We start from the raw sequence: 17,316 nt of genomic DNA, 5'->3' as shown, positions 1-17,316 counted from the left end.
GCTCTATGGATAGAATCGATGGGTTCCCGAACGTGAGACGATCATGACAGCTTCGTCCCCCATGCCCAGCATGCTAACCGATCAACTGCGACAGTCCCTGCGCAATGCGCAGGACCAGGTCAACGCGCTGGTGTTGGGCAAGGTGCAGGAGGTGCGCCTGGCCTTCGTTGCCCTGCTTTCCGGCGGCCATCTGCTGATCGAGGATCTGCCCGGCCTGGGCAAGACCACGCTGGCGCACGCATTGGCCAGCAGCCTGGGGCTGGGCTTCCAGCGCGTGCAGTTCACCTCCGACCTGCTGCCCGCCGATGTGCTGGGCGTATCGGTGTACGACGCTGGCAGCCGCCAGTTCCAGTTCCATCCCGGCCCGGTGTTCACCCATGTGCTGCTGGCCGATGAGATCAACCGCGCGCCGCCGCGCACGCAGAGCGCCCTGCTGGAAGCCATGGCCGAACAGCAGGTCACGCTGGACGGGCAGACGCATACCCTGCCGGACCCGTTCTTCGTGATCGCCACGCAGAACCCGGTGGATCTGTCCGGCACGTTCCCGCTGCCCGATTCACAGCTGGACCGCTTCCTGCTGCGCCTGGCCATGGGGTATCCCAGCCCGCAGGCCGAGCGCGAGCTGCTGCGCGGCACCGACCGCCGCGACCTGATTGCACGTGCGGTGCCGCAGCTGGATGACAACCAGGTGCGGCAATTGCGCGAAGCGGTCGGCCAGATCCATGTGAGCGATGCCCTGGTGGACTACGTGCAGGCGCTGCTGACCCGCAGCCGCCAGCATGCAGGCGTGCGCGTGGGCCTGTCACCGCGCGCCGGCCTGGCCCTGCTGCGCGCGGCCAAGGCGCATGCCTTGCTGCTGGGCCGCGGCCATGTGGTGCCCGAAGACGTGCAGACCCTGTTCGTCGCGGTCGCCGGCCACCGCCTGGTGGGCGAAGCCGAATCCAGCGCCGGTCCGGCCCTGGCACGGGCGATCCTGCAGACGGTGGCGGTCGATTGAACGTCTCCTCGCGCTGGGCACGGCTGCAGTTGCTGGCGCGCCCACGCACGCCGGAGGCATTGCCGCAGCGGCTGGACCGCCGCCGCATCTACGTGCTGCCCACGCGCTTCGGCCTGTTCGTGGCTACCCTGCTGGCGGCCATGCTGCTGGGCGCACTGAACTACAACAACAACCCGGCCCTGCTGCTGGCCCTGCTGCTGGCAGCGGCCGCGGTGGCCAGCGCGATTGCCGCGCACCTGCAGCTGTCCGGCGTGCAGGTCGATGCGATCGCCGCCGAACCGGTCGCAGCCGGACAACCGCTGCGGCTGCGCATCGATCTTTCCGTGCGCGACCCACGTGCGCGCCACGGTCTGCACCTGCAACTGGGCGACAGCCAGGCCTGGACCGACCTGCCAGCGCAGGGCCGCGGCGAAGTGGAACTGGATGTACCCACGCAGCGGCGCGGCTGGCTGGACCTGCCACGCGTGCGCCTGTCCAGCACCCAGCCGCTGGGCCTGGTGCGGGCCTGGTCGTGGGTCTGGCCCGAACAACCGCTGCTGGTCTACCCCCACGCCGAAGCACAGGGCCCGGCCCTGCCCGAGCGCGGCAGCGACCCGCTGCACACCCGCGCCCATGCCAGCGGCGAGGAACTGCACCAGCTGCGCCCGTACCGCGCCGGTGACCCACCGCGCAGCATTGCCTGGAAACATTCGGCGCGGCGCGACAGCCTGCTGGTACGCGAATACGAAAAGCCAGTCGGCATCGAGGTGATGCTGGACTGGCGCGCCCTGGCACCGATGGCCGGCGAAGCGCGCATTGCGCGGCTGGCGCGCTGGGTCGACCTGGCCGAACGTGAGGGACGCCGCTATACCCTGCTGCTGCCCGGCCAGCCCGCGCTGGGCCCCGGCCAGGGTGCCAGCCACCACCATCTGTGCCTGCGCGCACTGGCCCTGTTGCCGCATGACTGACACCGCGCCCCTGATCGATCGCAACGCGCGCTACTGGACGCTGGCCAGTGCGGCGCTGGCCCTGCTGCCGCTGCTGCTGCAGTTGCCCACGCTGTTGGCCGCGCTGTTTGCCGGTGCCGCCGTGCTGACCGCCCTGCTGTCGCAGCGGCGCGTGCTGCCGATGCCGGTGCGCGTGCTGCTGGTGCTGGCCATGCTGGGCGCCATCGTCTGGCAGATGGGCGCCATGCGCCCCGGCCGCGACACCGGCTGCGCGATGCTGGCGGCGATGCTGGCGATCAAATCCAGCGAGCTGCGCAGCCTGCGTGATGCGCGCAGCCTGATCGGCTTCGCCCTGTTCGCACCGTTTGCCGCCTTCCTGCTCGACCAGGGGCCGCTGACCACCGCGCTGGCGGCACTGGCCGGCATCACCGGCCTGCTGGCGCTGCAGCGCCTGGCCCAGGGCGAAGGCCATAGCGCGCCGGTGCCGCTGCGCGGTCAGCTGCACGGCGTTGGCCGCCTGCTGCTGATCGGCCTGCCGCTGGCGCTGGCCTGCTTCTGGCTGTTCCCGCGCCTGGCCACGCCGTTGTGGGGCATTCCCGATCGCGCCGTCGGCACGCCCGGGCTGTCCGACACGATGGAGCCGGACCAGTGGCTGGACCTGATGGCCGACGATACGCCCGCCCTGCGCGTGCAGTTCTTCGGTGCAGCGCCAGCGGCGGAACAGCGCTACTGGCGCGGCCCGGTGATGACCCGCTTCGATGGCCACGTGTGGCGGCGCGATCCCGCCGCGCAGTTCCGCACGCCGGCGGTCGTGGAACAGACAGGTTCCGGCTGGGATTACCAGATCGATTACGAGCCCACCGACCGCCGCCAGCTGGTGGCGCTGGACCTGCCGCGCAGCGCACCGGCCGGCGCCCGCCTGGATGCGGACATGAGCCTGTCCAGCGACCGCCGCCTGAGCGCACTGACCCGCTGGCGCCTGCAATCGGCACCAGCACGCCGCTTCGATGCCACGCTGTCGGCCGAACAGCGCCGCGCAGCATTGCAGTTGCCCGCAGGCTTCAACCCGCGCACCGCTACCCTGGCCCGGCAGTGGCGACAAGAGGCCGGCAATGACGATGCCGCCGTGGTACGCCGGGCGCTGGCCTGGATCACCACTGACTTCTCCTACACGCTGGAAACCCCGGTGGCCGGGCGCGATCCGGTCGATGCCTTCCTGTTCGACTACAAGGCCGGCTTCTGCCAGCACTTCAGTTCTTCCTTCGTGGTGCTGATGCGCAACGCCGGCATTCCCGCGCGGGTGGTGACCGGCTTCGCCGGCGGCACCCGCAACCGCATCGGCAATTACTGGGTGGTACGCCGCATGGACGCCCACGCCTGGGCCGAAGTGTGGCTGCCGCAGCAGGGCTGGGTGCGGGTGGACCCGACCGCCGCGGTGGCACCGGAACGGATCCTGGACACACTGGACGACCGCCTGCAGGCCGGCACCGATACCAACCTGCAGCAGCGCTGGCTGCAGATCGGACAGATGGGCGATTGGCTGCGCCGCGGCTGGAACGACCTGGTGCTTTCCTTCGACGCACGCCGCCAGCAGCAGATGCTGCAGCCACTGGGGCTGGACGATCTGGGGCCGGGACAGCTGCTGGCGGGCTTCGTGACGGCCGCGTTGCTGGCACTGGCCTGGATGGCCTGGCTGCTGGCACGTGGCGAGCGCGAGCGCGATCCCCTGCTGCGCGCCTGGCGCCGCCTGGGCCGGCGCTACGCGCGGCGCGGCCTGGGCCGCGAACCGCACGAGCCCCCCATGATCTGGGCCGGCCGCGTGCATGCCCAGCACCCTGACCCTGCCCTGCTGGCACTCAGCCAGCGTTTCGCTGACGCGCGTTACGCTGGCACTCGCACCGACCTCGCCGCATTATTGCGGGACCTGCGCAGGCATCGCCCGTCTTCCGGAGCTTCCCAATGAAAACCAAGTTCCTTCTTACTGCCGTGGCCACGCTGGCCCTGTCGGCCTGCGCAACGGCACCCAAGCCGCTGCAGGGACAGTTCAGCCTGGTGTCCCCGCGCGATTCGGTCGCCACCCAGCAGGTCGGCACGCCGGTCCGTTGGGGCGGTCGCATCATTGAAACCCTGCCCGGCCAGGGCGAGACCTGCTTCCAGATGATCTCGCGCCCGCTCAATGGCAGTGGCCGCCCGAACACCACCTCGTCCGACGCCAGCGACGGCCGCTTCATTGCCTGCCGCGCCGGCTTCTACGACCCGGCCGTGTTCGAAGCCGGCCGCGATGTGACCTTCATCGGCAAGATCGACGGCTATTCCAATACGCGCATCGGTGATTACGACTACCGCCTGCCGAAGCTGGCCGCCGATGTGATCTACCTGTGGCCGGAACAGCGCCAGGTGGATGTGGTGCCCTACCCGTACGGTCCATATGGCCCGTGGGGCCCGGGCCCGTACTGGGGCTACGGCCGCTGGGGCTGGTGGTAAGTACAGAAAGGCCGCCCCAGGGCGGCCTTTTTTTACGCGCGCCATCACCCTGGCCACGCGTGGATGCGGTGGCCTCAACGCCCCGGCGTACCGAAATGCCCCAGCGGCGCGCCGGCCAGCAGGTGCATGTGGATATGGAACACGGTCTGCCCGGCATGCTCGCGGCAGTTCATCACGATGCGGTAGCCGTCTTCGGCCAAACCCTCGCTGCGCGCGTAGGCCGCGGCTGCCAGCGCCAGCTTGCCGATCAGGTGCGCCTGCGACGGCTGCAGGTCATCCAGCGTGGGAATGATCTCGTTCTTTGGAATGAACAGCACGTGCACCGGCGCCTGCGGTGCGATGTCCTTGAAGCCCAGCACCTCGTCGTCTTCGTAGACGATGGTGGCCGGGATCTCGCGGCGGATGATCTTGCTGAAGAGGGTTTCGCTGCTCATGGTCGGCCTCGGCGGGATATGCCCCGCATTGTAGGCCGGCGACAGCAGGCGTTGCCCGGCCGCGTATCAGTCGCGGAATTCGCTGCGGGTGCCGAAGGCGTGCGACAGGGTGCCGCGATCGACGTATTCCAGTTCGCCCCCCAGCGGCAGGCCCTGGGCCAGGCGGCTGGGCCGCACCTGGCGGACGCGCGCCAACTGCGCCAGGTAGTGCGCGGTCGCTTCGCCTTCCACGGTGGCACTGGTGGCGATGATCAGTTCCTGCACCTCGCCCTGGGCCAGGCGCTGCTCCAGCTGTTCCAGGCCCAGCTCGCGCGGGCCCACGCCATCGAGCGGTGACAAGCGCCCCTGCAGCACGAAGTAGACGCCGCGGAAGCCGGTGGCGTTTTCAATGGCCAGGCGGTCGGCCGGCGATTCCACCACGCACAGCTGGCTGCGCTCGCGGCTGCCGTTGGCGCAGGTGGGGCACACCTCGCTCTCGCTGAAATCACGGCACTGCGCGCAGTGGCCGATGCGCTCCACCGCCAACGCCAGGGTTTCGGCCAGGCGCTGGCCGCCCTCGCGCTCGCGTTCCAGCAGGTGGTAGGCCATGCGCTGGGCCGTCTTCTGGCCCACGCCCGGCAGCACCCGCAGCGCATCGATCAATTGTTCAAGCAGAGGTGCGGACACGGCGGCAGGCTTTGTAGAGTCGAGCTTGCTCGACTGAAGGGCTTGGTAGAGTCGAGCCATGCTCGACTGAAGGGTTCAGTAGAGTCGAGCCATGCTCGACTGAAGGGCTTGGTAGAGTCGAGCCATGCTCGACTGATTCATGCATGCAGTCGAGCAAGCTCGACGCTACGGAAGGACCAGTCGAGCAAGCTCGACGCTACGGAACGACCAGTCGAGCACGCTCGACGCTACGGGTATCAGAACGGCAGCTTCATGCCCGGCGGCAGCTGCATGCCGGCCGTGGCCGAGCCCATCTTCGACTTCGATTCGGCGTCGATCTTGTTGGACGCGTCGTTGAAGGCGGCCGCGATCAGGTCTTCCAGCATTTCCGGATCGCTGGTCAGCGACGGGTCGATGCGCACCTTGCGGCATTCCTTCGCACCGGTAAGGGTGACGCTGACCATGCCGCCACCGGCGCTGCCGGTCACTTCGATCCTGGCGATTTCTTCCTGGGCCTTCTGCAGGTTTTCCTGCATCTTCTGGGCCTGCTGCATCAGTTGGGCGATGTTCCCGCGCATGTCGTCTTACTCGTCAAAAGTACGGATGGAATCGGAAACGACCCGGGCGCCGTGCTGCTGGATCAGCAGCTGGACTTCCGGATCGTCCATGAAGGTGGCCTCGGCGGCCTGCTGGCGCTCGCCGCGCTGGCGGTCGGCACGCTGGTGCAGGGTCTCGGCCGGTACGTGTTCGGTTTCCACGGTCTCGACCACGATCCGCAGCGCCTGGCCCAGGGCCTTTTCCAGCACCTCGCCCAGCGCCGCCAGCGCGCGCTCGGAGCGCAGGTATTCAAATCCGGGCGAAAGCCCCAGTTTCAAGGTGCCCTGCTGGCAACTGATGAAGGCGGCGTTGGCGGCCAACTGGCGCGACGGGCCGTTCAGGCCGCTGCCGGCCACCAGGTCCAGCCAGTCCTCGGCACTGGCCAGTTCGCTCACCGCTTCCTGCGGGCCACGGTCGGCGGCCGCCGGTGCGGGCGCAATGGCAATGCCTTCCGGCTGGAACGCGCGCTCTTCGGCAACCTCGGCGGGCTGTGCCGGCGCCGGCGGTTCGTGCCAGGGGGCGACCATGGCCGCCTCCGGGGTGGCATGCGCGGCGGCCAGCGACGCATCACGGGCGTGGGCGGCCTCGGCCTCCTCGGTCGCCCACGGCGGCAGATCGTCGCTCGCTTCGGCCGGCGGCGCGGCAATCTCGGCCTTCACCGGCGTGGGGGTTTCGGGTTCTTCCACCGGCACCGGTTCAGGTTCCGGGGTGGGTTCCGGTTCCGGTTCAGGCTCTGGTTCGCGCGGCGGCGGCTCGGGCTGCGGCGACGGGGTATGCGCTGCTGCGCGCACCTGCTCTGACGCCGCCGGGGCCTGGGCGGAGGCAGCAGCGGCCGGAGCGGCCTCCTGGCTGCCACCGGCACCACCGCCGTTGGGCGCGTTGCCGCCCGGGGCAGCACCTGCGGCCGGGTCGACCGCACGCGGGACCGGCGGCACCGCGGCCGCCGGGCGGAAGGCCAGCATGCGCAGCACGGCCATTTCGAAGCCTGCGCGCGGGCTCGGCGCCAGCGGCAGGTCGCGGCGGCCATTGAGCGCCATCTGGTACCACAGCTGCACCACTTCCGGGCGCAGGCGGACAGCAAAGGCGGCCACGTCCAGGCCCTCGGCGGCGGCAGCCGCGCCCGGTACCAGCTGCTGCACCTGGATACGGTGCAGCCCCTCGGCCAGCGCTTCCAGCACGCCGCTCCAGTCGGGCGAGAACTCGGCCAGCGCCGCCACTACCTGCAGCAGGCGCGCGCCCTCGCCGTCGGCCAAGGCATCCAACATGGCCGCCACCTGGGTGCGGTCCACGGTGCCCAGCATGGTGCGCACCACGTCGTCGCGCAGGGCACCACCGGCATAGGCAATGGCCTGGTCGAGCAGCGACAGGCCATCACGCAGGCTGCCATCGGCGGCCTTCGACAGCTGCACAATGGCGCTGGGATCGGAGTCGATCTCCTCGGCGGCCAGGATGCGGGTCATCTGGCCCTGGATCTGGTCCTCGTCCAGCCGCTTCAGGTTGAACTGCAGGCAGCGGCTGAGCACGGTAACCGGCAGCTTCTGCGGGTCGGTGGTGGCCAGCAGGAACTTCACATGCTCCGGCGGCTCTTCCAGCGTCTTCAGCAGCGCGTTGAACGCCGCCTTGGACAGCATGTGCACTTCGTCGATCAGGTAGACCTTGTACTTGCCGCGCGAGGGCATGTACTGGGCGTTCTCGATCACTTCGCGCACGTCATCCACGCCGGTATTGGACGCGGCGTCGATTTCCAGCAGGTCGATGTAGCGGCCGGCGTCGATGTCCAGGCAGGCTGCGCACTGGCCACAGGGGTCGGCACTGGTGCCCTGTTCGCAGTTCAGCGACTTGGCGAAGATACGCGCGATGGTGGTCTTGCCCACGCCGCGGGTACCGGTGAACAGGAACGCATGGTGGACCCGGCCACTGTCCAGCGCATTGCTGAGCGCACGGACCACGTGTTCCTGGCCCACCAGCTCGGCGAAACGCTTCGGACGCCACTTGCGGGCAAGCACGAGATAGGACATCAGGCCACCGTCTTCCATCGGATGTTCCATTGTGCCATGCCTGTCCAGCCCCCTCCCCCTGAAACACGGTGCTTGTGTCCGGGCGCGGCGCCCGCTAGAATCTGCGCCCCTGCTGAGGCGTTTGCCGATGGCAGGGAATCCGGAGAGGTGTCCGAGTGGTTGAAGGAGCACGCCTGGAAAGTGTGTAAGCGTCTAAACCGCGCTTCGGGGGTTCGAATCCCCCTCTCTCCGCCAGACAAACGCAGAAGGGCCGCCCACAGGGTGGCCCTTCTGCGTTTGTGCGGCGGACGGGATGGCGGGTGAGACGCCCCGCTGGGGTTCGACGGTTCTGCAGGAGCAGAACCGGACAGCCGGAGGCTGGTCCCGATGTGCAACGCGCATCGGGATCGGGTGCAGGGATGCACCCGACAATCCCCCTCTCTCCGCCAGATAAATGAAAAAGGCTGCCCTCTGGGCAGCCTTTTTCATTTATCTGGCGCGGGATGCGAAGTGCGCTGCGCGCGCTTCGCCCCATGCGTTGCTACGCAACGAATGGGCCCCTCCCTTTGCCTGCCTCTCCCCGCCCCTGTCGGGGCAGCCCCTCAACAGAGGGGCTTGCTCGTCCGGACAGATCCGTAGATCCACGCCTTGCGTGGAGCAGACGTCCTTCGCACCACTCTCTTGCCCTCTTCACCTTGGGCCCGCCCACAAGGCCACCCTTCTGCGTTGGTCGGCGAGTGGGACGGGGGCTGAGAAGCCCTCCGGGGTTGGCTTCACCGGCCCCTTCCCCTTCCCCGCCCCCACTCTCTCCCGCTGCGTCGCCGCCCCATACTGCAGCGACGCAGCGACATCCTGGCTGCCATTCCCTTCTCCAGTCGTACGGGCCGAAACATGATGGAACATCAGATGGCGGGACTTCGGAATCTGATCGGGAAAGCGGTGACGCTGGAAACGGGCGACGGCATCACGACGATCAGGACCCATGATGGCTGGGAGCTGCACATCTACAACACTGTCCGCCTTCATTGCGATGGCACTGCGAAGCAGCCTGCGCAAGCCCCACAGGGGCTGCTTCTAACGAACTATCTGCTCGATCAAACGACAATGGTGGCGCAGTTTTCTGGCGGGGTATCACTCACCGTAGACGTGAGTGACAGCGGCTACTCTGGCCCGGAAGCAATGCAGTTGAACTGCGCGGATGGAACCATCGTGATCTGGAACTAGAATCGATGCAGCCGCTGTTCGTCATGGCATGACTCGCCACACCGATCGCTATTGAGCCTGGCGCCGGTCAGTGATCGCAAAGCGTCGGTCAACATCCGGGTAAGACGCAGCAGCCGCACCCACCAGCGCCCCACTCTGCAGCAGCGTGCGCGTTGCCGCTGCCGTAGCCGCCCAGGCCTGCAGGAACAGCGCCGGCCCGGCGCTCAAGCGGCGTACGCCGGCCTGGCGCAAATGGTCGGCTGGCGCCATGCCGGGCAACGCCATCAGGTTCAGTGGCAGCGCCACCTGTGCAGCGACGTCCGCCACCTCGGCCAGCGCCTGCAATCCAGGAACAAATCCCCCATCCGCACCGGCCTGCGCATAGGCCTGCAGGCGCTGCACGCTCAGTGCCACGGCCTGCGCACCCTCTGCCAAGCCGCGCAGATACACGTCGGTCCGTGCGTTGATGAACAACGGACGCCCCGCCAGCGCGCAGCGCACCGCCGCGATCTTCGCCGCCAACAGCTCGACGCTGCCCTCGCCATCCTCGATGTTGATGCCCACCACGCCCAGATCAGCCAGGCGAAGCACGCGCGCGGCCACCTGCTGCGGATCGTCGCTGTAGCCGTTCTCGATATCCACGGTGAGCGGCAGCGTCGTCACCCTCAGAATCTGCCGCACGCGCTCAAGCAGCGCGTCCTCCGGCAACACGCACGCATCGGCATGGCCGCAGGACCAGGCCATGGCCGCGCTGGAAGTGCCCAGTGCCTGCGCACCGCACTCCTCAGCCAGGCGCGCGCTGCCTGCGTCCCACACGGTGGGCAGCACCAACAGGTCAGCGCTGCGGTGCAGGCTTTCAAAACGATGATGGCGATCGATCATGGGAACTCCGTGTCTGCGAGGCGCGCAGTCTGCGGGCACGCGCGGCCGGCTGCTCGCCATCTTCAGACACCAATACCTGCGGCGATCACTTGAGTCGCCCCGGGCAGACGCGGTTCAATGCCGCTCCCCTGCAAGGACGCCACCATGAGCCAATGCCCCGAACGGATCGCCATCGACCCGGATGACCATTACGCCGACTGCATCGGCCGCACGGAAGATGGACGGCAGTTCATCCTGACCACACCGTTCGAACCGGCCACGCGGCGCCAGCCAGGCTGCGAATACATCGCGCTGTACCTGTTCGACGCCGACGGCGCCCTGCTGGATGCGCAGATCGATTCGCTGGGCCCGCGCGACCAGGTGGATGCACAACAGCACCGCGCGATCCACCAGGCACGCCTGCACGCCCTGGGTGCCATCGAGCATCGGCGCGTGCAGGTTGCACCGTTCGCGGTGGAGCAGTTCGGCACGACCTTCGGCCTGGTCGCACGCGCACCGGAAGACGAGGACGATCTGTGGGCAGTGGAAATGCAGCCCGGCAACTACATGGCGTTCTTCGAACCGTGGGACAGCGGCGTATATGACACCTGAGCTGCGCGCCTACCGGCTGAGCGATGCCAACGCCTGCCTGGCACTGTTCGATGGCAATACACCGGCGTTCTTCGCACCCGCCGAGCGCACGGATTTCACCGGATTCCTGCGCGACCACGCGCTCGCGCACGCCTTCCAGGTCGTCGAAGTCGATGGCCTCGTCGTCGCCTGCGGCGGATTGTCACGGCATGCCGATGGCAGTGCCGGCTTCTGCTGGGGCATGGTCGCGCGGGAGCATCAAGGCCGGGGCCTGGGGCGCATGCTGGCCCACGCGCGGCTGCGCCAGGCACAGGCCGACGAACGGGTGCATCGCGTGGTGCTGAACACCAGCCAGCACACCCAGGGGTTCTATGCGGCCCTGGGCTTCCATGTGGTGCGGGAAACCGTGGACGGACACGGGCCCGGACTGCATGCCGTCGAAATGGAACTGCACCTTGTGCGCGATCCCTGCACGCACAACCAGCTCTAACGACGCGGCAGCACCCGCCCCAACCCGGCGAACACGAACACCGCACCGATCAGGCCAATCAGTACGATCACGCCCCACAACGCAGCGGGCGTGTCCACCACCGGATCACGCGCCGGCGCCTCGGGCAGGTACAGCACGCGCACCGGCTGTCCCGGCGCATAGCCGAAGATCAGCCCGTTCTGGGCGTACGACACGCGCTGCCCTGCCGGTGTCTGGAACACCACCTGCGGGTGCGAGCCGCCGGCATTGAGATGATCCACCCAGCCCTGGACCGGCTGTGCCCGGTCCAGGAACTGCAGGCGATCGGCCAGGGTCCAGCCGGCGATGGCCAGCATCGCCATGCCCATCAGGGTAAACAACAGCCCTTTGGCCACGCGGTCAGCGCGGGGTGTCCGTGTTGCAGTGGTCATGGCGGCATTGCGTCCTTGCGTCGGCCCGCGGCACAGGCACGGTGGGGCCGCAAAGTGTAGCGACCTGTCAGCTGCTGGACAGCTTCATCAGCACCAGCCCGCTGACGATCAGCACCGCCGCGCCAATACGCATCGCACTGAGCTGCTCGCCCAGGAAAACGATACCCACCACGAACGCGCCGACCGCGCCGATGCCGGTCCAGATGGTGTACGCGGTGCCCAGCGGCAGGTTGCGCATGGCCAGTGCCAGCAGCCAGAAGCTGGCGATCATGCCGACCACGGTGATGATGGACGGAACGGGCTTGCTGAAGCCCTCGGATTGCTTCATCGCAACGGCCCAGACGATTTCCAGCAGGCCAGCGAACAACAATTGGATCCAGGCCATGACGGCCCTCCTTTTGGCAGGGCCAGGCCGTCCTGGTCATTCATTCCCGATGTGGGGGAGGCCGTTCCTCCTGTCGGGCATTCTAGCAACGCGGCTGCGCCGGGGCCGCTGCAGGTGGTGCCGGGTTACAGCCGATTCAGTGCGCGGCGCTGGCACAAGCGGCCGCGCCTGCGCTAGAATGCGCGCCTGCCATCGGCCCAGTCGATGTGCAGTCCGGCTGTGGTCTTCGGCGCGCTGCGCGCCACTTCCCCTGTTCCGTGAACCGGCCGCCCTTGGGCGGCCAACGTCTCTATGGTGGCCCCGTCGGCCCCTCGCGACGCTAGGTCGAAAATCCCGCCAGGGCCGGAAGGCAGCAACGGTATCGATCGACGCGGGCGCCGAGGTCAGCCGGCGGGGCCACCGCCTTTTCAGGCCGTGCCTCGTTCCCCGTAGATACCAAGCATGGCTGGCGCCCCTCGCCCTGGTAGCTGCCAACCTTGGTTGGCGCCCTTCGCCGGGCATGGCCCGGCGCTACCCCGCCTCCGGCGTGCCCTGATGGAACACCACCCGCCATCCCTGCGCATGCCGGCGCCACAGCGAACTGCGCAGCACCCAGCGCTGCGGCTGGCCATCCACGTGGTAGCGGCTGCGGTAACGCACCTGGGCCAGCTCGGGCGTCAGCAGCGCAACCGCGTACTGCTCCGATTCGATCTGCACCTGCGCCCGTTCCAGCGGAATCTCGGCCAGCGCTGCCGCACGGCCGTAGCTCTGGCCTGAACTGCCGATCTCGCTGAAATCCTCATCCAGCAGTTCCGCCAGCCGCGCACGGTCTCCGCGCACGTGCGGGGTGTGCAGCGCGCGTTCCAGATGTTCCAGTTCGGCCGCCAGCGCCGCGCCAGCAGGCTGGCCGCAGATATTCACGGCGGGTCCTGCGCCAGCACGTTCGGCGCGGTGGGCACTGCCAGTGCCACGCACTGCCCGGGCTGGGCCACGCGATGCCCGCGTGCGGCCAGGGCCTGGCCATCGGCCGCGCTGGCGTAGTGGTAGAGCATCATCCGCGCCTGCAGTTCGGTGCTGTACTCACGTTCCAGATCGTCCACGCCGGTGTGCGACGGATTGCCGTGCAGGCCGCAGTCGTGGGCGATCAGTTCGTTGTCGTTGGCAAAGCGCGCCAGCATTTCCGGAATCGGCCGGGTATCGCCACTCCACACCAGCGCCCCCTGCAGGCGCAGGCCATAGGCGGTTTCCGGCCAGTGGTGGCGTACCGGGAAGACTTCCAGGCGCACGCCTTCATGCCAGAACGCATCGCCCACCACGATCAGCTGGAAGGCATCCCAGAAGTTGGCGCCGCCTTCGGCCAGCACGTTCGGGTAGTCACCGATGCGCTTGTGCAGCAGCGGCACCACCGTGGCCGGCACATACAGGCGCACCTTGCCGCGCCGCTGCGCACTGAAGAAGGTATCCACGAACAGCCGCTCGAAGCCGGCCACGTGGTCCAGGTGTACATGGGTGACGAACAGCGCCTGCGGCAGGTGCCCGTAGTGCGCCTTGAACGCGGTCAGCCCTTCGCCGCCACAATCGATGGTCAGCCACGGACGGCCATCGCATTCGATCACCGACATGGGCGAACCCAGCTCGACCGCCGACGCATTGCCGACGCCGAGGAAACGCAACGACCAGTCCATCAGGTGCCCCGGTTCCAGGCCATGTCGTAGGCACGGCGCAGCCGCGCGTAATCCTTCTGCACGTCTTCCACGCTGCGCTCGCCGCGCAGCTTCAGCAGCGAACGCAGCAGGCGCTTCAGGTTGCGCTCGCGCCAGGCAGTGGCAGGAATACGGATGACCCCACGGTCGAAATCGATCAGCCAGCCATGGCCGTTGCCATCGAACAGGATGTTGTGTGCGTTGAGGTCGGCATGGTCCAGCCCGGCGCGGTGGAAGCGCGCGATCAGACGGCCGGCCTCTTCCCAGGGGGCACCGCGGCCGGCCACCAGTGCACGGTCGGCCAGCGAGCGCACGCCCTCGATGCGCTCCATCAGGATGGCCGCGCGGTAGCGCAGGCCCTCGCGCATGTAGAACGCGGCGATCGGCCGGGGCACCGGCAGCTTCTGCGCACGCAGCGCGCGCATCAGCCGGAATTCGGCAAAGCTGCGGGTCCGGTCCGAGCCGCGCCAGATGTACTGGTCGTGGCTGAGCTTGGCTGCCAGGCCGCCGCGCAGGTAGTGGCGCAGCACCCCGGGGCCGAAGGAAGCATCGACGAACCAGGCGCTGCCGCGGCCGCCCTCGCCCACCGGCCGGGCCTTGTTTCCCCAGTACTGGGGCGAGAACAGACCCGCCTCGGCTTGCCGCAGCCGCTCGCGGTCGAACAGAATGGCCCCGATGCCGCGACCCTCGCGGCATGGCGTCAGCGCTTCATTGGCGTCAAATGCGACCATTCCTTTGAGTCTAACAACACATGGCATCAGCGTCCTCATCCTTGTGCCTCCTTCGCCTGTCTGCCCTGGGCGATGTCACCCATGTCGTGCCGCTGGTGCGTACCCTGCAGGCCGCGCGCCCGGATACGCCGATCCACTGGATCATCGACAAGGTCGGCCACAAGCTGCTGGACGGCCTGCCCGGCGTGGTCTTCCATGCCTATGACAAGAAGACCGGCATGGCCGGGGTGAAGGCACTGCGCCATCAGTTGCCGCCCGGGCGCTTCGAGGCGCTGCTGCAGATGCAGGTGGCCTTCCGCGCGAACCTGCTGTCGGCCTTCATTCCGGCCGAGCGCCGCATCGGCTACGACCGCAGCCGCTCCAAGGACCTGCACGGGCTGTTCATCAACGAACGCATTCCCGACCGCCCCGGCATCCATGTGCTCGATGCCATCGGCAGCTTCTGCGAGCCGCTGGGCCTGCGCCAGGACACGGTCAGCTGGGACCTGGCCGTACCGCCGGCCGCCTTTGAGTGGGCCGCGGCGCAATGGGAGGACGATGGCCGCCCGGTGCTGATGATCTCGCCGTGTTCCAGCCACGTGCGCCGCAACTGGTATGCCGACCGCTACGCCGCCGTGGCCACCCATGCCCAGGCCCGTGGCTGGCGCGTGGTGCTGTGCGGCGGCCGCAGTGAACTGGAACGCAGCATGGCCGATGCCATCCAGGCCCAGCTGGAGACCCCGGCACTGGATCTGGTGGGCAGGGACACGCTGAAGCAGTTGCCGGCGCTGCTGGCCCGCGCCGACCTGGTGATGACCCCCGATTCGGGGCCGATGCACATCGCCAACGCCATGGGCAGCAAGGTGCTGGGCCTGCATGCGGCCAGCAACCCGCACCGCAGCGGCCCGTATTCGGACCGCCGCTACTGCGTGGACCGCTACGACGATGCCGCGCGCAAGTACCTGGGCAAGCAGGCGGTCGACCTGAAGTGGGGCACCAAGATCGAGTTCGACGATGTGATGGAACTGATCACGGTCGAGGACGGCATTGCCGCCTTCGAGCGCTACGTGGCCGACCATCGGGGTTGATCGACGGGCCGGTGGGCCCATCCACGCATGGCGTGGATCTACGGGATTACGCGCGGGGCGCGTAATCCTGGTACGACTTCTCTTCCACGTACACCGAGCCCAGCGCCAGGTTGATCGCCTTCTTGATGCGCGCGCGCTCGTCATTGCGCAGGTAGACACTGCGCGCCAGGTCGATGAAGCCCTGGTCGAAGGACTGCGCCTTTTCCTTCAGGCGGATATCGTCCTCGATGTCCCACAGCTGCTCGTTCACCGCCTTCAGCTCGGCACGCAGCTTGGCGATGTCTTTCACCGCGGCCGGATGGCCCATCCAGGTGGTATCCAGCGCCGACAGCTCGCGGCGCACATTGGCCAGCTTGCCCTCGTCACTGATCCGCTCGGACTTGATCTGCAGGATCGAGATCTTGTCCAGCAGCTCGCCGAAAGACACAGGCACCAGGATTTCAGCGGTCATGGGGGACGCTCCAGCAAATGATGCGCACATGGTAACCCGCAGCGAAGATGCTGTTCCCGCGTGACAGCAACCCGATGTCGCGTCGGGTGGAACAAGCCCCTCTGTTGAGGGGCTGCCCCGACAGGGGCGGGGAGAGGCAGGCAAAGGGAGGGGCCCCATGCGTTGCGCAGCAACGCATGGGGCGAAGCGCGCAAAGCGCGTTTCGCATCCCGCGCCAGATTAAAAAAAACGGGCTGCCCTAAGGCAGCCCGTTTTTTTTAATCTGGCGGAGAGGGGGGGATTCGAACCCCCGAGGCGCTATAAACGCCTGCCTGATTTCGAGTCAGGTACATTCAACCGCTCTGCCACCTCTCCAGATGGTCCCCGGCGAACCGGGGACGCGAATAATACGAGGAAGCGAGGCAGACCACAAGCCATTGCCGCACATCCGATGAAATATTTCTGACTGCATGCCTTGCCGGATGTCCGCTTGGCCGTGATGATGCCGTTCTCCCCGGCATCACCCTTCCCCAGCCCCCACCATGATCGAATTCGGACACCTCACCCACCCCGGCCTGCGCCGGGAGCTCAACGAAGACACCTATTACGGTGATGGCGAGCTGTCGCTGTGGCTGGTGGCCGACGGCATGGGCGGGCATGCCTGCGGCGAGGTGGCCAGCGCGCTGGCGCGCGAGACCATCGTGCGCGAGATCCGCCGGGGCGCGCCGCTGGCCCAGGCCATCCGCACCGCCGACGAGGAGATCATCCGTGCCTCGCGCCGCCGCAACGACACCCTGCCGATGGGAACCACCGTGGTCGCCGCGCGGGTGCAGGGCAACCGCTATGAGGTGGCCTGGGTGGGCGACAGCCGGGCCTATCTGTGGCGCGACGGCCAGCTGGCCCAGCTCAGCCAGGACCACAGCGTGGTGCAGGAACTGGTGGCGCAGGGCAACCTGACCGCCGAACAGGCCCGCGCCCACCCGCACCGCAACGTGGTGACCCAGGCACTGGGGGTAACCGACCCCACCCACCTGAACGTGGCCACCACCAGTGGTGAACTGCGCCCGGGCATGCAGCTGCTGCTGTGCAGCGACGGCCTGACCGAGGAAGTGGACGACCGCGGCATTGCCCGCACCCTGGCCTACGACGATGCAAGCGCCCAGGAATGCGTGGACACCCTGGTCGCCGCCGCCCTCGACGGCGGCGGTTCTGACAACATCACCGTAATCCTGGTGCGCTGCCACTGATCCTGACGCACGCACGCTGCATCTGGGGGAGAGCCCCCTGAGTCAGGGGGCGGACGCGAAGCGGCGGGGGTATGGGTGATGATGAGACGGGGCCCACGATTTGCAGCGCAAATTGTGGGGCGTCAGCGCGAATGCGCTG

General features: G+C 68.0%; 20 protein-coding genes, 2 tRNA genes and 1 other RNA gene. 11 read left to right on the top strand and 12 right to left on the bottom strand.

Annotated elements, in window-relative coordinates; genetic code table 11:
- Window positions 1-43 precede the first annotated feature (43 nt).
- Genes C1933_RS04680 through C1933_RS04665 form a run of 4 tightly spaced genes read left to right on the top strand, consistent with a single transcriptional unit; the run spans window position 44 to window position 4,407 of the window.
- Window positions 44-997: a MoxR family ATPase gene (locus C1933_RS04680; protein ID WP_108748742.1), complete on the top strand. Its 954-nt coding sequence runs from the start codon at window positions 44-46 to the stop codon at window positions 995-997.
- On the top strand, window positions 994-1,944 hold the full coding sequence (locus tag C1933_RS04675; protein ID WP_199911414.1) for a DUF58 domain-containing protein: 951 nt from the start codon (window positions 994-996) through the stop codon (window positions 1,942-1,944). The genes C1933_RS04680 and C1933_RS04675 overlap by 4 nt, the downstream gene beginning before the upstream one ends.
- Window positions 1,937-3,886 (top strand): DUF3488 and transglutaminase-like domain-containing protein, encoded by a 1,950-nt coding sequence (locus C1933_RS04670; protein WP_108752336.1) that lies wholly within the window; start codon window positions 1,937-1,939, stop codon window positions 3,884-3,886. Before C1933_RS04675 ends, C1933_RS04670 begins: the two co-directional genes overlap by 8 nt.
- Window positions 3,883-4,407, top strand: a complete 525-nt coding sequence (locus C1933_RS04665) for a Slp family lipoprotein (RefSeq protein ID WP_108748740.1) — start codon at window positions 3,883-3,885, stop codon at window positions 4,405-4,407. Before C1933_RS04670 ends, C1933_RS04665 begins: the two co-directional genes overlap by 4 nt.
- A gap of 74 nt (window positions 4,408-4,481) precedes the next feature.
- On the opposite strand, the gene C1933_RS04660 is transcribed toward C1933_RS04665, so the two are convergent.
- From C1933_RS04660 to dnaX, 4 genes are all read right to left on the bottom strand, one after another.
- Window positions 4,482-4,841, bottom strand: coding sequence for a histidine triad nucleotide-binding protein (locus tag C1933_RS04660; protein WP_108748739.1), 360 nt, complete (start codon window positions 4,839-4,841; stop codon window positions 4,482-4,484).
- Between the two features lie 66 nt (window positions 4,842-4,907).
- The gene (gene recR, locus C1933_RS04655) at window positions 4,908-5,507 is read right to left on the bottom strand and encodes a recombination mediator RecR (RefSeq protein WP_108752335.1); all 600 of its coding nucleotides are present in this window, start codon (window positions 5,505-5,507) and stop codon (window positions 4,908-4,910) included.
- 236 nt (window positions 5,508-5,743) lie between these two features.
- Window positions 5,744-6,064, bottom strand: coding sequence for a YbaB/EbfC family nucleoid-associated protein (locus C1933_RS04650; protein ID WP_019659509.1), 321 nt, complete (start codon window positions 6,062-6,064; stop codon window positions 5,744-5,746).
- Window positions 6,065-6,070: 6 nt separating this feature from the next.
- Window positions 6,071-8,101, bottom strand: coding sequence for a DNA polymerase III subunit gamma/tau (gene dnaX / locus C1933_RS04645; protein ID WP_199911413.1), 2,031 nt, complete (start codon window positions 8,099-8,101; stop codon window positions 6,071-6,073).
- A gap of 141 nt (window positions 8,102-8,242) precedes the next feature.
- Between dnaX and C1933_RS04640 the strand changes: the two genes are divergently transcribed.
- Window positions 8,243-8,335 (top strand) — tRNA-Ser (locus tag C1933_RS04640).
- A 636-nt stretch (window positions 8,336-8,971) separates the two neighbouring features.
- Window positions 8,972-9,304: a hypothetical protein gene (locus tag C1933_RS04635; protein ID WP_234414652.1), complete on the top strand. Its 333-nt coding sequence runs from the start codon at window positions 8,972-8,974 to the stop codon at window positions 9,302-9,304.
- Between the two features lie 48 nt (window positions 9,305-9,352).
- On the opposite strand, the gene C1933_RS04630 is transcribed toward C1933_RS04635, so the two are convergent.
- Window positions 9,353-10,165, bottom strand: coding sequence for an isocitrate lyase/phosphoenolpyruvate mutase family protein (locus tag C1933_RS04630; RefSeq protein ID WP_108752333.1), 813 nt, complete (start codon window positions 10,163-10,165; stop codon window positions 9,353-9,355).
- Window positions 10,166-10,309: 144 nt separating this feature from the next.
- Here C1933_RS04630 and C1933_RS04625 point away from each other — a divergent pair, with 144 nt between their 5' ends.
- Complete coding sequence (locus C1933_RS04625) at window positions 10,310-10,756, top strand: hypothetical protein (RefSeq protein ID WP_108752332.1); 447 nt, start codon at window positions 10,310-10,312, stop codon at window positions 10,754-10,756.
- A complete protein-coding gene (locus C1933_RS04620) occupies window positions 10,746-11,225 on the top strand; it encodes a GNAT family N-acetyltransferase (protein WP_108752331.1) in 480 nt (159 codons plus the stop codon). Before C1933_RS04625 ends, C1933_RS04620 begins: the two co-directional genes overlap by 11 nt.
- Here C1933_RS04620 and C1933_RS04615 read toward each other — a convergent pair.
- Window positions 11,222-11,635 carry a DUF3592 domain-containing protein gene (locus C1933_RS04615; RefSeq protein WP_108752330.1) on the bottom strand — a complete coding sequence of 138 codons (414 nt, stop codon included), beginning with the start codon at window positions 11,633-11,635 and terminating at the stop codon, window positions 11,222-11,224. The genes C1933_RS04620 and C1933_RS04615 overlap by 4 nt on opposite strands.
- Before the next feature lie 67 nt (window positions 11,636-11,702).
- Window positions 11,703-12,020 carry a multidrug efflux SMR transporter gene (locus tag C1933_RS04610; RefSeq protein ID WP_108752329.1) on the bottom strand — a complete coding sequence of 106 codons (318 nt, stop codon included), beginning with the start codon at window positions 12,018-12,020 and terminating at the stop codon, window positions 11,703-11,705.
- Window positions 12,021-12,320: 300 nt separating this feature from the next.
- Here C1933_RS04610 and ffs point away from each other — a divergent pair.
- An RNA gene (gene ffs / locus C1933_RS04605) (signal recognition particle sRNA small type) lies at window positions 12,321-12,417 on the top strand.
- A gap of 113 nt (window positions 12,418-12,530) precedes the next feature.
- Here the strand turns inward: ffs and C1933_RS04600 are convergent.
- The 3 genes from C1933_RS04600 to C1933_RS04590 are packed head-to-tail and all read right to left on the bottom strand — an operon-like array spanning window position 12,531 to window position 14,433.
- Window positions 12,531-12,920: a nuclear transport factor 2 family protein gene (locus tag C1933_RS04600; RefSeq protein ID WP_108752328.1), complete on the bottom strand. Its 390-nt coding sequence runs from the start codon at window positions 12,918-12,920 to the stop codon at window positions 12,531-12,533.
- Window positions 12,917-13,684, bottom strand: a complete 768-nt coding sequence (locus C1933_RS04595; protein WP_108752327.1) for an MBL fold metallo-hydrolase — start codon at window positions 13,682-13,684, stop codon at window positions 12,917-12,919. The genes C1933_RS04600 and C1933_RS04595 overlap by 4 nt, the downstream gene beginning before the upstream one ends.
- On the bottom strand, window positions 13,684-14,433 hold the full coding sequence (locus C1933_RS04590) for a 3-deoxy-D-manno-octulosonic acid kinase (protein WP_108748728.1): 750 nt from the start codon (window positions 14,431-14,433) through the stop codon (window positions 13,684-13,686). The genes C1933_RS04595 and C1933_RS04590 overlap by 1 nt, the downstream gene beginning before the upstream one ends.
- Before the next feature lie 20 nt (window positions 14,434-14,453).
- Here C1933_RS04590 and C1933_RS04585 point away from each other — a divergent pair, with 20 nt between their 5' ends.
- A complete protein-coding gene (locus tag C1933_RS04585) occupies window positions 14,454-15,500 on the top strand; it encodes a glycosyltransferase family 9 protein (RefSeq protein ID WP_108752326.1) in 1,047 nt (348 codons plus the stop codon).
- A gap of 46 nt (window positions 15,501-15,546) precedes the next feature.
- Here the strand turns inward: C1933_RS04585 and C1933_RS04580 are convergent, their stop codons facing one another.
- Together C1933_RS04580 and C1933_RS04575 are read right to left on the bottom strand one after the other, a co-directional pair.
- Complete coding sequence (locus tag C1933_RS04580; protein WP_108752325.1) at window positions 15,547-15,951, bottom strand: DUF6165 family protein; 405 nt, start codon at window positions 15,949-15,951, stop codon at window positions 15,547-15,549.
- Between the two features lie 263 nt (window positions 15,952-16,214).
- A tRNA-Ser gene (locus C1933_RS04575) sits at window positions 16,215-16,305 on the bottom strand.
- A 167-nt stretch (window positions 16,306-16,472) separates the two neighbouring features.
- Between C1933_RS04575 and C1933_RS04570 the strand changes: the two genes are divergently transcribed.
- Window positions 16,473-17,177, top strand: a complete 705-nt coding sequence (locus C1933_RS04570) for a protein phosphatase 2C domain-containing protein (protein WP_108752324.1) — start codon at window positions 16,473-16,475, stop codon at window positions 17,175-17,177.
- The last annotated feature ends 139 nt before the right edge of the window (window positions 17,178-17,316 follow it).

The organism is Stenotrophomonas sp. ZAC14D2_NAIMI4_6, assembly GCF_003086875.1.
Classification (GTDB): domain Bacteria; phylum Pseudomonadota; class Gammaproteobacteria; order Xanthomonadales; family Xanthomonadaceae; genus Stenotrophomonas.
The sequence above is the reverse complement of the archived record's forward strand: the minus strand, read 5'-3'. Positions and strand labels throughout refer to the sequence as shown.

Coding starts and splice junctions, on each gene's coding strand:
- C1933_RS04670 (WP_108752336.1), top strand. CDS start 1,937: ATGACTGACACCGCGCCCCTGATCGATCGCAACGCGCGCTACTGGACG.
- C1933_RS04580 (WP_108752325.1), bottom strand. CDS start 15,951: ATGACCGCTGAAATCCTGGTGCCTGTGTCTTTCGGCGAGCTGCTGGAC.
- C1933_RS04590 (WP_108748728.1), bottom strand. CDS start 14,433: ATGGTCGCATTTGACGCCAATGAAGCGCTGACGCCATGCCGCGAGGGT.
- C1933_RS04595 (WP_108752327.1), bottom strand. CDS start 13,684: ATGGACTGGTCGTTGCGTTTCCTCGGCGTCGGCAATGCGTCGGCGGTC.
- C1933_RS04635 (WP_234414652.1), top strand. CDS start 8,972: ATGATGGAACATCAGATGGCGGGACTTCGGAATCTGATCGGGAAAGCG.
- C1933_RS04665 (WP_108748740.1), top strand. CDS start 3,883: ATGAAAACCAAGTTCCTTCTTACTGCCGTGGCCACGCTGGCCCTGTCG.
- C1933_RS04650 (WP_019659509.1), bottom strand. CDS start 6,064: ATGCGCGGGAACATCGCCCAACTGATGCAGCAGGCCCAGAAGATGCAG.
- C1933_RS04680 (WP_108748742.1), top strand. CDS start 44: ATGACAGCTTCGTCCCCCATGCCCAGCATGCTAACCGATCAACTGCGA.
- C1933_RS04610 (WP_108752329.1), bottom strand. CDS start 12,020: ATGGCCTGGATCCAATTGTTGTTCGCTGGCCTGCTGGAAATCGTCTGG.
- C1933_RS04615 (WP_108752330.1), bottom strand. CDS start 11,635: ATGACCACTGCAACACGGACACCCCGCGCTGACCGCGTGGCCAAAGGG.
- C1933_RS04630 (WP_108752333.1), bottom strand. CDS start 10,165: ATGATCGATCGCCATCATCGTTTTGAAAGCCTGCACCGCAGCGCTGAC.
- C1933_RS04660 (WP_108748739.1), bottom strand. CDS start 4,841: ATGAGCAGCGAAACCCTCTTCAGCAAGATCATCCGCCGCGAGATCCCG.
- dnaX (WP_199911413.1), bottom strand. CDS start 8,101: ATGTCCTATCTCGTGCTTGCCCGCAAGTGGCGTCCGAAGCGTTTCGCC.
- C1933_RS04570 (WP_108752324.1), top strand. CDS start 16,473: ATGATCGAATTCGGACACCTCACCCACCCCGGCCTGCGCCGGGAGCTC.
- C1933_RS04620 (WP_108752331.1), top strand. CDS start 10,746: ATGACACCTGAGCTGCGCGCCTACCGGCTGAGCGATGCCAACGCCTGC.
- C1933_RS04625 (WP_108752332.1), top strand. CDS start 10,310: ATGAGCCAATGCCCCGAACGGATCGCCATCGACCCGGATGACCATTAC.
- C1933_RS04585 (WP_108752326.1), top strand. CDS start 14,454: ATGGCATCAGCGTCCTCATCCTTGTGCCTCCTTCGCCTGTCTGCCCTG.